The sequence below is a fragment of the Paenibacillus xylanexedens genome (genome assembly GCF_017874615.1).
GTDB classification, from domain to species: Bacteria; Bacillota; Bacilli; order Paenibacillales; family Paenibacillaceae; genus Paenibacillus; species Paenibacillus xylanexedens.
Genome location: NZ_JAGIKV010000003.1, coordinates 373550 through 385232, shown reverse-complemented (window position 1 = coordinate 385232; position 11683 = coordinate 373550). Strand labels below are relative to the sequence as shown.

11 protein-coding genes are annotated in these 11683 nt (G+C 44.5%); 3 read left to right on the top strand and 8 right to left on the bottom strand.

Annotated elements, in window-relative coordinates:
* Positions 1–468 (top strand): transposase (locus tag J2Z28_RS06060; protein ID WP_211081592.1); only part of this gene is annotated, 468 nt, incomplete at its 5' end.
* Between the two features lie 644 nt (positions 469–1112).
* Here J2Z28_RS06060 and J2Z28_RS06055 read toward each other — a convergent pair.
* A complete protein-coding gene (locus J2Z28_RS06055; protein ID WP_211081591.1) occupies positions 1113–1823 on the bottom strand; it encodes an SDR family NAD(P)-dependent oxidoreductase in 711 nt (236 codons plus the stop codon).
* A gap of 102 nt (positions 1824–1925) precedes the next feature.
* On the opposite strand from J2Z28_RS06055, the gene J2Z28_RS06050 reads away from it, so the two are divergent.
* Positions 1926–2285 carry a MerR family transcriptional regulator gene (locus J2Z28_RS06050; RefSeq protein ID WP_076249478.1) on the top strand — a complete coding sequence of 120 codons (360 nt, stop codon included), beginning with the start codon at positions 1926–1928 and terminating at the stop codon, positions 2283–2285.
* A gap of 222 nt (positions 2286–2507) precedes the next feature.
* Here the strand turns inward: J2Z28_RS06050 and J2Z28_RS06045 are convergent, their stop codons facing one another.
* From J2Z28_RS06045 to J2Z28_RS06025, 5 genes are all read right to left on the bottom strand, one after another.
* On the bottom strand, positions 2508–3089 hold the full coding sequence (locus J2Z28_RS06045) for a GNAT family N-acetyltransferase (RefSeq protein WP_211081590.1): 582 nt from the start codon (positions 3087–3089) through the stop codon (positions 2508–2510).
* 33 nt (positions 3090–3122) lie between these two features.
* On the bottom strand, positions 3123–3710 hold the full coding sequence (locus tag J2Z28_RS06040) for a GNAT family N-acetyltransferase (protein ID WP_211081589.1): 588 nt from the start codon (positions 3708–3710) through the stop codon (positions 3123–3125).
* 164 nt (positions 3711–3874) lie between these two features.
* On the bottom strand, positions 3875–4174 hold the full coding sequence (locus tag J2Z28_RS06035) for a hypothetical protein (protein WP_036608432.1): 300 nt from the start codon (positions 4172–4174) through the stop codon (positions 3875–3877).
* Between the two features lie 146 nt (positions 4175–4320).
* Positions 4321–6084, bottom strand: a complete 1764-nt coding sequence (locus J2Z28_RS06030; protein WP_211081588.1) for an ATP-binding cassette domain-containing protein — start codon at positions 6082–6084, stop codon at positions 4321–4323.
* Entirely contained in the window at positions 6069–6923 is an 855-nt protein-coding gene (locus J2Z28_RS06025) for an ATP-binding cassette domain-containing protein (protein WP_211081587.1), read from the bottom strand. The genes J2Z28_RS06030 and J2Z28_RS06025 overlap by 16 nt, the downstream gene beginning before the upstream one ends.
* 112 nt (positions 6924–7035) lie before the next feature.
* Here J2Z28_RS06025 and J2Z28_RS06020 point away from each other — a divergent pair, with 112 nt between their 5' ends.
* Entirely contained in the window at positions 7036–7626 is a 591-nt protein-coding gene (locus J2Z28_RS06020; protein WP_211081586.1) for a biotin transporter BioY, read from the top strand.
* Between the two features lie 144 nt (positions 7627–7770).
* Here the strand turns inward: J2Z28_RS06020 and J2Z28_RS06015 are convergent, their stop codons facing one another.
* Both J2Z28_RS06015 and J2Z28_RS06010 read right to left on the bottom strand, forming a co-directional pair.
* Complete coding sequence (locus J2Z28_RS06015; protein WP_211081585.1) at positions 7771–9240, bottom strand: Msr family ABC-F type ribosomal protection protein; 1470 nt, start codon at positions 9238–9240, stop codon at positions 7771–7773.
* A gap of 491 nt (positions 9241–9731) precedes the next feature.
* Positions 9732–11615: a beta-glucoside-specific PTS transporter subunit IIABC gene (locus J2Z28_RS06010; protein ID WP_211081584.1), complete on the bottom strand. Its 1884-nt coding sequence runs from the start codon at positions 11613–11615 to the stop codon at positions 9732–9734.
* Positions 11616–11683 lie beyond the last annotated feature (68 nt).

The window sequence follows — 11683 nt, the reverse complement described above, 5'->3', positions numbered from 1 at the left end:
TCCAAAGCCGATTTGATTCAGATTTTACAGTCTCTGCGTGGTATTGGGTTTCTTACAGCGGTCACGCTTGCTGCGGAGATCGGTTCCTTTGCTCGATTCCGTTCCCCTGCTCAGCTCATGGCTTACTTAGGTCTGGTTCCACGTGAGCATTCGTCTGGAGCCCGTACTCAACGAGGCTCGCTCACCAAAGCAGGAAATGGACGATTGCGTCGCACCTTGATTGAATCGGCATGGAGTTACCGCCATCGGCCTGCGATTAAAGGGGACTTGGCCCGCCGTTTGGAAGGTCTGCCTGCGGACATACAGCTTATTTCATGGAAAGCCCAGGAAAGGCTGCATCGAAAATTCCGCCGTTTAGTTTATGGATTGAACAAGCACAAAAATGTCGCGGTCACCGCAGTGGCCAGGGAACTGACCGGGTTTATTTGGGCAGTTGCCCGAACATTAGAGCTACCGAACGCTCAGTAATCTGTTTTTCATCTTGAAGAGACGGATGGTTTAAAAGGAAAAAGGGAAAACCCGAAGCCTTAGGCCCGGGAGTTCATGGAAGGTTCAGGAGAGAATGTACGAGATTCGTTTGCACTAGGCTTGTAAGGGGCTGAACGTGCGTGGCTAGCTTGTAACCGCTCTCCTTGACGAAGGCATACCATGTGGTAACCAACCCACGGATAGCAGCGTGCCAACCGTCGCTCGCATATGGACTCCCGCGCTTAGGGCTTCGGCGAAAAGCAGCATTTTGTGATGGGCTTGACAAAAACGTTCATAGCAACGAATCTGAGACGTCTTATTCAAGCATTTGGAGCGTCCACAGAGATCTAATGAACCTGAGCCACGTTATATTAGAATAAACAACCGTTTACTGCGTTTTTCTCAGGGGATTTCGGAAAATAGCGTGTCTGATGTTCCTTACAATTTAAGAAGCGTACCTAGAGGCCGAATAAGACGTTCTGAGTTCGTTAGAAAATCGTCTACCCAATCGTCAAGATCATCCAGTATGAACCTCAAAACTTTTTAGCCCCTCATATCCATCATCGTATGGCTTACCTGAGTTTGAGCTTGAAGACACACTCTAAAATTCATCCCGATCTATTGCTGCTTTTGGCAATGGAGGATTACCAAGGGTATACGCCATTTTCATCTAGGAATTCTCCGTTATGGCGTTTGCCATCCGTCGCATAGCGCACGATAATCGCAGCGCCGGCTTCTTTTGATTTACCACCTTCGGCGTTGCCATTAAGATCTGTTGATGTGAATCCGGGCGTTATTGCAAAGACTTGCGCCCTGCTGTTTTTCACTTCATAAGCCATCGAAAGTGTCATGGCACTGTTGGCCGTTTTGGATGAGTTATAATCGAAGGCATTTAAAGTAAATTCCGCATTTTGCATATGGTCCAGAGAAGCCATGTCAGTTGAAACATTAATGATTGTGCCTTCATTATCTTTGATTAACGGGAACAATCGCTGATTCAAACGGAAGGTGCCGAAAAAGTTCACTTCGAAGGCGTTCCGCAGATCTTCCTCTTTAGTATCCGTAAATGAATGAGAGAAAGCACCGGGCATACCCGCGTTATTGATCAAAAGGTTTATTGCGGGATAAGTCTTCTGAATCGTATCGGCTGCCTGTTCAATGCTCTTCAAGTCGCACATGTCGATCTGTACAAATTCTACATCTAATCCCCTGGAAGTTAACTCGGAAACAGCTCTTTCACCCCGTTCAACACTACGTGCGCCAAGGATAACTTTCCAACCTGCTTCACCCAACTGCTTTACGATTTCATATCCAATTCCTTTATTTGCTCCGGTTACAAAGACAGTCTTTTTCATGCAAATCCTTCTTTCCATAATTTGATTTATATTTAACAATGTATAAGTTACTATGCTACACTTAGTGTAGGTCAAATTATTTTTATAAAAAGGGGGATTAACATGTTAACGATTGGAGAAGTAGCAAAAAAAGTTGAAATCTCCATTGGAGCGATCCGCTTTTATGAAAGAAAGGGACTGCTGAAACCTGCTGCACGAAATGAGCAGAATAACCGTCTTTATTTGGAGGATGATCTGAACTGGCTGGTTTTTATCAAATGCCTTCGCGAAACCGGGATGAGTGTGGAAGACATCAAAAAATATTATGATCAGGTCAACGAAGGAACCTCCACGCTGAAGGAAAGAACCAAGCTGATTGAGGATCAAAAGCAAAAGTTGCTGAATGATATAGAGGAGAAAAAAGCGCAGCTTGTTCATTTGGATAACAAACTGGAGCGCTATTATCGCGGAGAAAATTATTAATATAAGCCTTATGCTATAGATTAAACTTTTGCATTTTATGTTATAGTACGTCCTAACAATGTTTCCTTAGTATTTACATAAAATAAAAACAGAAAAAAAATCAGGCAGCCAGCAATAACTGTCCAACCTGATTTGAAATGCTGATGTTATAGCTATTTTTCAGTAGACTATGTTCTTACCCTGACATCATCACGACAACACATTCATCTTGAGATAATTGTATTAAATATGACCTTCGCGCTTACACAGTTGATAATGGTTATAGGGTTCATCCTCGATCTCGATCAAATTTAACCGTTCAAAATCACATTTCTGTATCACCTTATTGGATGCTTGATTGGTAGTCAAAGCGATGGCATTTAATACTTCCACGTTTGTATGTTCAAACAAATAATTTGTCATTCCTTTGAGCGCCTGCGTTGTGTAACCACGATTTCTGAAATGCTTGGAAATACCATACATAATCTCCCGATTGGGTGCTGGCAGTTCGTCCTTGATCCCTGAGCAACACCATCCTATGAACTCATCATTTTCTTTGAGTACGATAGCCATACGTAAATATAACTCTCCAATATCCCCTCCCGCCACTACAGCTTGTTTAAAACGCTGATTCTCAGGGATTTCATATTCGGTGAGCCACAGGGTCCTGTCTTCAATCGTAGCGTTCCATCCCGGTAGGAATTCATACACCTCAGGTTGCCACGTAATTTCTTGCAGTTTCTCCAAATCCTCCAGTCGATACTCACGTAAATAAATATCCTTGCAATCGATGATTAATTCATCAGTTTGTATGGGTTGATTCATAGTTCCTCCTACTACACACTTAATTTCAGCTTATTAGCCTTTACTTCCAACAAGGCCCTCTTTTTCCATAAACTCATCTTTGGTTAATCCAAAGAGGATCAGATCCTGGTATTTTCCATCCGTATAGATCACTTGGCGACGCACACCTTCCTGAACACATCCAAGTTTTCTCATCATGGCTGCGGAAGGTTCATTACCTTGGAGTACATAATCATTAAATTTATTGAGCCTGCGCTCGAAGAAAGCATAGTTCAGCAAGATTCGAACGGCTCTGGTTCCGTATCCTTTTCCTCGATGATCCCTGTCAATTTGAATTCCAATGCTAAAGGTACCGTTCCTCTCATCAATACTGTTCAGATTCACACCTCCGACATTTTCACCATCCATATTTACAATTGTAAACATGATCCGTCCTTTGGCTAAAGAAAAATCAGAGAAGTTTTCCGTGAAACTCTTCGCTTCAACATGGGTTGGCGGCAACTCTACTGCACACTCCAATAACCGACGGGCAGGTGTATCAAAGCGGTTATAATAATGATCTTCCCAATCTTCTTCACGCAAAGCACGTAATCTGATCTTATCATCCTGCCAAAAATATTGACTATAATCGATCTCTCTCATTCCAAATCCTCCGCATATCAACCAGATTTTTACTTCGAGCTACAAACATAATAACCCATAATGTGGAATTGGAGGAGATTTGTTTTCATTAAACACAACGAAAATAACCCCCGAACAGAATAAAACCTGTCGGAGGCTACGCTCTACTTTATATCAATATGTCATTACGATTCTTCCGTATATTGAGGCTTGGACACGTTATCCGGAACCGTTTCGTCAAAAACATCCTGACCTGGATAATCCCGTACGTCTCCCTCGTGAAGCTCATGATTTTCATAATCAAAACGATGTGCAGACCGCTGGTCCACGCGCCACGGTGAACTTTTCCCAAGAGACTCGGATAACAGCGATGAACCGTAAGGACCCTCCGGGAATTCTTCGAGTGTGATATCGTTTCGCTGCGACTCCACCGTAGACACATCGGTATATTCTTGCCGTTCTTCACGCAAAAACTTATCTTTCATCGTTTATCCCTCCTGATCCACTTCAGATGACCAACGTATACTTATTGTGAGCGAGGACAAACGCATTTATGCATGATCTTTGGAAAACACTGCGTTTAGGTTTTGATCCATTACCGGATCCATCACAATCATTATCGCCATCACAATTAGCGAATCCATATTAAAAATACAAAAACAATGAGGCCAGCGAGGCTAATCCAGGTATCACGTTTGGACCATACCAATAACGATGAACGTCCTCCGAGCGTAGAGTGCTCTCTAACTTTACGCATTTCCATCGCAATGGTCATATCCTCTGCACGTTGGAACAGTGCCATTAACAAGGGAATCACCATCGGACCCAGGTCACGAATTCGAACGGTATTTGGTCTTAAAGCTGCCTTTCCACGTGCCCGTACAATCAGTGAGAATCGCTGCCACTCACTCCAGATCATCGGGATAAACCGAAAGATTAACGATACAGCAAGAGCAAACGAAGCTAGGGGTAACCTGATCTTTTTACCGATACCGAGTACCCAGTTAAGCCCTTCTACCATTCGCCCATAAGGTGTCGTCAACGAAAACCAAAGGCTTGCCAATGTGACGATAAACAAACGATACACATTCAGCAAAGTGCCCTCCGCCTGCATCAGGGAAAAGCCAAAGTGCAGACCTCCTCCCTCTGTTGAAAGAGTTGTCCCAGATAACGCCGTTGATATGATGAAAAAGAATAATAATGGCTTCATTAACTTCATACATCCAGCCAAAGTCTGACGCGGGAGCACGGCAAGTGCTGCTACTACCGGCACCAGTGCTAAAGTCAATCCCAGCCATCGCTGTTGAAGCATAGTTGCGGTGACCAGCAAAATATACAAAATCCATCTCAGACGCGGGTCCATAACGCCATATAATCCGCCTGAATGAGTCAAGGTGTTCGGAAGAAGCTTTGGATCATCTTCCGTTTTAATGGACGATAGCATCAGTGCTTCTTTTTCATATTTCATTACATCGCTCTTGACTTCCATCGTTACCGTCGCTGATGCTTCTTTCAATTCGTTCTGAATCCCCACCTTAATTGACGTGGAATGAACAATACTTTCAGCCATCTCCTCTGGCGTCATCGCGGTCAAAGGCAGCTCAAGACCCGCTGCTCTAAACTGCTGTGTCAGTCTCATCGATGGTGGCAGTCCAATCCCTGTCTGCTCCAGCAGTTCAGGCCTTTTGTGAAGTTCTCTCGGAGTAAGATCGGCGATTAGACGGCCTTCCTGCAACAATAATACTCGATCCGCACAAGGCAAAAATGTATCCAGATCATGGGTTGCTACCACGCCCCCACCACCTGCCAGACGATGTTGCTCCAATACATCCAGCAAAAGCCCGACACTTTGCGCTTCCAACCCTGCGCTCGGCTCATCCAGCAGAAGCCAGTGTGGATTGGTCACACTTCCGAGAGCAAGTCCAAGCCTGCGCTTCTCTCCCCCACTTAGAGCAAATGGCGACCTGTCCAGATGAAAACGTCGGTCCAACTCCGAGGTTACTGGCGGGTCCCATTGCTTCAGTGCTTTTGTGATCTGCTCTTGTTGCTGTTTCTCTGAAAGTCGATAGGGACGCAGAGAATATGTGAATTCACGCTGAATACTTCGGGCAAACAGTTGTTGTTCCGGAAATTGAAACAATAGTCCCATTTGCAATAAAATCGACTGCGGCACTTTTCCTTCTTTCCAGAAAGGAGTGCCATCCAATGTGATACTTCCTGCATCGGGCGGTCTCAGACCAGCAAACGTCTGTAGTAAAGTCGTTTTTCCTGAACCGGTGCAGCCCAGCAGCAAGGTGATTTCCCCACTGTTCAACTGTACACTCACATCTTCAAGCAGTGCACGTTTGCCCGATTCCGATGCTTCTATACGTATATTGGTTAGCTCGATCTCCAACGTGCGACCTCCTTGGCCAGTTGCTCAGGTCGCAGTGGCATGGCTTCTGGCATCATACCTTTTTGCTTGAGCAATAACGCAGTTTTTACAGTAAAAGGAGGGTCCAACCCTAACCGTTGACAGGGAGATAGCTGTACTTTTTCCCGAGTAGCCTTCTCATTCAACTCTGTTTCATAGAAAAAGGACTCCGGCGCCCCATTGTACACACAACGTCCCCTCTCCATAGCAATGATTCGATCACACAGGGTTGCTTCCTCCAGATGGTGTGTAATCCAGATCACCGTTGTACCCCGCTGGGTAATCTTCTGAACGATGGTCTCGATACGGTCTCTTGCTTCTGGATCAAGCATGGCTGTTGGCTCATCCAGAATCAATATGTCCGGTTTGGCCGCGAGCGCTACAGCAATATTAAGCAGTTGTTTCTGTCCACCGGATAATTGTGAGACAGCCTTCTCCGGGGGATACTGAAGTCCTACGGTATGTAAAGCATCCTGCCTGTACTCCAATTGCTCTTCTACAGATTCCATCAATGGTGACAGCGCAAAATGAAACTCCTCTTCAATCGTATCGCCAAGTACCTGAGCATCCGGTTGCTGCAGTACACCCCGAACGGTAAGTTCATCCGAGATATCCCGTACCCCTCCCGATAGCGGAATGAAACCGATCAGTAGTCCAGCAAGTGTGCTTTTCCCACTGCCATTCGCCCCTACAATACTAATCCATTCTCCTTGGTGCAGCGTAAGTGAGACCCCATCCAGTGCTTTTCTCACCTGACTACCTTCGGAAGCATAATGCACTCGAACATCTTCTAATGTAATTATAGGCAGGTTGCCTTGCATCGTAAATTAGTCCTTTCCCTTTCTATTGTTATGTGGTACGATCCTAATCGTTAACCACATTTATATAATTGGTTAACAATCATATTACCAAAATGGAGAGGATTGTTCAAACATGAAATTATCTTTGCGAGGCATTGTATTCAGCGCACTTATGGCCGCAATTTTAGTACTTTTTGGTTACATAAGCATTCCCATTGGCTTCTCCCCTGTACCGATAACATTACAAACTTTGGCTGTCATGCTGGCCGGAGGATTACTTGGCCCACTCTATGGTTTTCTAAGTGTTACCATGGTTGTTCTGCTCACCGCTCTTGGATTCCCCTTGCTGCACGGGACCGGAGGACTTGCAGTACTTCTTGGACCTACCGGAGGATATGTGATGATGTGGCCGTTCTCCGCATTATTAATTGGATTGTTGCTTGCACGAATCAACATCAAAGGTGTAGCAGGATTCCTTCTCGCTTTTGTTGTATTTGAACTATTTGGCTCACTGCTCGTGTATGTCTCGGGGGTCCCTTGGCTTGCTTATGCTTACAAAATGGACATACCTGAGGCCATGATTCAAGGGTTTTATCCTTACATAATTGGGGATCTGATCAAAGCTGTATTTGCTGCCATCATCATTGCGCCCGTGCGCATGGTTTTCCCACCTCAACGTCTCACAGGTAACATGCATTCAACGGTTATAAAAGCGGATTCTTAATAGAAGCTACATATCCTATTAGATCAGGAGCCTCCATATTCTAAAACAAAAACAGCCAAAATCACTTTGGCTGTTTTGTTACTTCTCTTCCTCTAAGGTTGTTCTGTCATCGGAGTGATCCGTGTAAGTGTTCTTTAGTTCAATTTATACAGACACCTGAATTAATTGACGCTCTGTAATCTGAAATTGTTGATCCGCGGTATTTTCAACAAACCTCTGATCATGAGATACATACAGAATCGTCCCTTCATAGGCCTTGATAAAACGCTCCAACGCTTCCAATGCATGCATATCAAGAAAATTCGTCGGCTCATCCAACAATAGAATGTTATATTGTCCAAGAAACAAGTGACATAATTGAAGACGAATCGCTTCTCCTCCGCTTAATGTTCCAACATTCTTCAGTAGGTCATTACCTGAGAATTGCATTGCGTGCAACGCACTTCTGAGCTCTGATTCCTCATATTCCGAACGATTTTTCAGGAATTGTAATACGGTCTCTTTTGTCGTGAAACGATAACTCATTTGCTGAAAATAACCGAGCTTTGCTTTTGGAGACATCGTGATCTGATCCCCAGCATGGAAAACATGGTTAAGCAATGTGCTTTTCCCACTGCCATTGGCTCCGGTTATCGCTATTTTTTGTTTTAATGGAATTTGAAAACTTACATCCTCCAACAATATGTTTCCATCCACTTCAAGTGTAAGGCGATCTGCCATAATCGGAAATCGATTGTGCAGCTCCAGTGTCTTTGGCTGACGGAAGATCATCGGCCGATCCTCTTGCACTGCTTTTACCTCATGAAGTTGTTGCATCCGCTGTTCAATCGCTTTGGCTGCGCGGTGCACCGCTTTTTGACTGGTGCCTTTGGATTTGGTTTCAACCATACGGTTTGTTTTTGCCTTGGATTCTTTTTTGGACATGCTTCCGGCCTGCGTTATTTTCTCGGCTTTCTTCATCTTTTCCCGAGCGGCCAGCTCCAATCGTCTTTTCTCTTTGGAAAACTGCTCATGCGCTTGGTTTTGTTGTTCACGCTCCAGCCTCTTCTGTGCCTGATAATCACTATAGTTGCCGGAATATACGCGAACCTCACCTTGATGGATTTCCCAGATCGTGGTCACCAGTTCATCCAGAACTGCACGATCATGACTGATCAGCACAAGCGCCCCATAATAATAACGCAATTCATCCAGCAAAAATGTAATGCCCTCTTGATCCAGGTGTGTTGTTGGTTCATCCAGTAACAGTACTTCATGATAATGAGTGAACATTTGAGCCAGTTTTAGACGGGTCTGTTCTCCACCACTCCATGGCTGATCGTGTTGAGGTATGGCTAATTTACTGAGTAAAGCCCCGTCAACTTCGATACTTTCGTTAGACTGGGGTGGTTCCACTTGTTCCAAATAACCAAACTCTGCAAAACGTTTTACCTTTCCGGCTGTTGGCTGGATCTGCCCCGCAATGAGTTTCAACAGTGTACTTTTACCCTGACCATTACCACCTACTACACCAATGCGATCCAGTTGATGCACAGCCAGTCGCTCAATGTTCAGTATTACTTTATCCATATAGGTCATCTCAACCTGTTCTATTTCAAAACATATCTTTTCCATATTCGCTACCTCCGAAATAAGATTTATTTCGTATCGATAGCGAAGCACGCTTCTATCGATACGAGCTTATCGTGCCAGCTCGTATCAATAGAACAGTAACGTCATCATAGCGTTTACCTCCAGTAGTCTGTATTGAGCACCTTTACCTAATTATTTAACTGATTAAGATAATCAGAAGAAAAACAAAGAATCACAGGCCACGGCCTGTGATTCAACGTAAACGGGAAAGCGAGTATAACACTTATTTTAAGGTCAGGATGATTGAAAATGACAGACTGATCCCGTTTACTCTGAACCAATGGTCAGAGCCTTTGAACGTATTCAATTACCGATTCAAAGGAAGGAAGCGCAGTCTCATTGCATGTGTCATGTTCAATAATCCACCTTTCATTATCATGTATAGATGTACAAATCTAATTATAATTTTCCAATTCCACCATGTCAACGGAACCATGAAAACTCTAGGCATCGAATTTGTATCTATTCTTATTTTATTCGAGTCCCTTTCCGCTGTACAACTTCAATAGAAGCTCCTGGCTATGAACCTGACCTGTAGCCTGTGGAATTACTTCCTCGTAGTTGGCGGAATTCGTTACTATAATCGGCGTTACCGTGTGATAACCAGCAGCCTTAATCTGTGCTATATCGAATTCAAGCAACAGATCTCCCGCTTGGACCCGATCGCCTTCTTTAATATGGGAAACAAAATGTTGCCCATCCAATTTAACGGTATCAACTCCCACGTGAACCAATATTTCAGCACCGGTGTCTGATACAACAGCCAAGGCATGTTTTTTCTTGAATGCAACGGTAACTGTGCCGTCAAAAGGTGCTACCACTCTGCCCACAGCTGGCTCAATCGCAATCCCTTTACCCATTGCTCCCGATGCAAAGGCCGGATCTGGAACTTCCGACAATTCTACAATCGTTCCTTCGATTGGGCTAAATACAATTTCGTCCGAAGCATTCGCTGCACGAACAGGTTGCTCGGCAGATGTAGCAGGTTCGGTTTTTGTTTCTTCTTCAACCGGATCTTTGAAGCCCATAATGTACGTCAGTACAGCCGAAACAACAAAGGATACTACGATACCCAGAATCAATCCTGGGAAACCTTGTCCACCTGGTCCGTAGAAGATTGGCAAGGTCAGCAACCCTGGTGCGCCGGATGCAAATGCCAATGTGCCCGCTTGACCAATGATAGCTCCACCAACTGCACCACCGATTACCCCTGCAATGAATGGACGTTTCAGTGGTAATGTTACCCCATAGATGGCCGGTTCCGTAATACCGAATAATGCGGTCAACGTAGATGATCCAGCCAGCGTTTTCAGTTTTTTGTTCTTGGTTTTCAGCATAACCCCAAAAGCCGCACCCGTTTGAGCAAAGATCGAAGCTGTCGCAGCGGGTTTAACGCCATCCTGTCCATACACTGCAACGTTGTTGATAAATACCGGAATCAGACCCCAGTGTATTCCGAAGATAACGAGCAGCTGCCAGCTTGCACCCATAACGGCTCCTGCGAGCAATGGACTGAATCCAAATGCGGCAACCAGTCCAGCTGCAATTCCATTACCAACGTATACGCCAAATGGTCCGAATACAAGCAATGTCAGAGGTACCATAATCACTAGCAAAAACAATGGCGTAACAAAGTTTTTCACACTATCGTGAAGTGTTTTATTAAAGAATTTCTCCAACTTGCTCATAACAATGACAGCTAAAATGATAGGAATAACTGTAGATGAATAGTTCATCAAAATGACAGGGATACCGAAGAAATCCGTTGGTGTTCCCTCTGATTTCAACGTGACGATGGACGGATAGATCAGTGCTCCTGCAATCGTCATCGCGACAAACATATTTCCCTGGAATTTACGTGCTGTTGTAACCGCTAACAACAGAGGCAGAAAATAGAAGAGACTATCTGCTGCTGCATACAGGATCGTATATGTTGTTTCTGTCGTTTCCAGCCATCCAATATTGCTTGCAATCAACAATAACCCTTTTAGAATACCGGCTCCCGCCATAACACCCAGAAGTGGTGCAAAGATGCTGGATATGATATCGATAATACCCCCGAGCCCTTTGGCTGCTTTGCGAGGTTTTTCTTTATCTGACGAATCGTCCAGAATGTTACTGATCTGTCCAATGGCACTATAGACTTCAGGCACCTTGTTACCAACAACAACCTGGAACTGTCCTCCATTTTCTTTGACTGCGATGATACCTTCTGTTTTCTCCAGTTTGGCTTTGTCTGCCTTGGCATCGTCCTTTAATACAAACCGTAATCGTGTTGCACAATGAACCAGCGATTCCACATTTTTCTCACCGCCAACCAGTTCTACAATCTCTTTGGCCAGTTTCTCTTGACTCATGATCTGCACCCCCACTTTTTCTCAAACAGGCTCTTTACCGAATTTTTTGCACGCAAAAAACCTAAGCC

Excerpts from the sequence above, each read along its gene's own strand:
- J2Z28_RS06055 (WP_211081591.1), bottom strand. The coding sequence starts at position 1,823 with ATGAAAAAGACTGTCTTTGTAACCGGAGCAAATAAAGGAATTGGATAT.
- J2Z28_RS06050 (WP_076249478.1), top strand. The coding sequence starts at position 1,926 with ATGTTAACGATTGGAGAAGTAGCAAAAAAAGTTGAAATCTCCATTGGA.
- J2Z28_RS06045 (WP_211081590.1), bottom strand. The coding sequence starts at position 3,089 with ATGAATCAACCCATACAAACTGATGAATTAATCATCGATTGCAAGGAT.
- J2Z28_RS06040 (WP_211081589.1), bottom strand. The coding sequence starts at position 3,710 with ATGAGAGAGATCGATTATAGTCAATATTTTTGGCAGGATGATAAGATC.
- J2Z28_RS06035 (WP_036608432.1), bottom strand. The coding sequence starts at position 4,174 with ATGAAAGATAAGTTTTTGCGTGAAGAACGGCAAGAATATACCGATGTG.
- J2Z28_RS06025 (WP_211081587.1), bottom strand. The coding sequence starts at position 6,923 with ATGCAAGGCAACCTGCCTATAATTACATTAGAAGATGTTCGAGTGCAT.
- J2Z28_RS06020 (WP_211081586.1), top strand. The coding sequence starts at position 7,036 with ATGAAATTATCTTTGCGAGGCATTGTATTCAGCGCACTTATGGCCGCA.
- J2Z28_RS06015 (WP_211081585.1), bottom strand. The coding sequence starts at position 9,240 with ATGGAAAAGATATGTTTTGAAATAGAACAGGTTGAGATGACCTATATG.
- J2Z28_RS06010 (WP_211081584.1), bottom strand. The coding sequence starts at position 11,615 with ATGAGTCAAGAGAAACTGGCCAAAGAGATTGTAGAACTGGTTGGCGGT.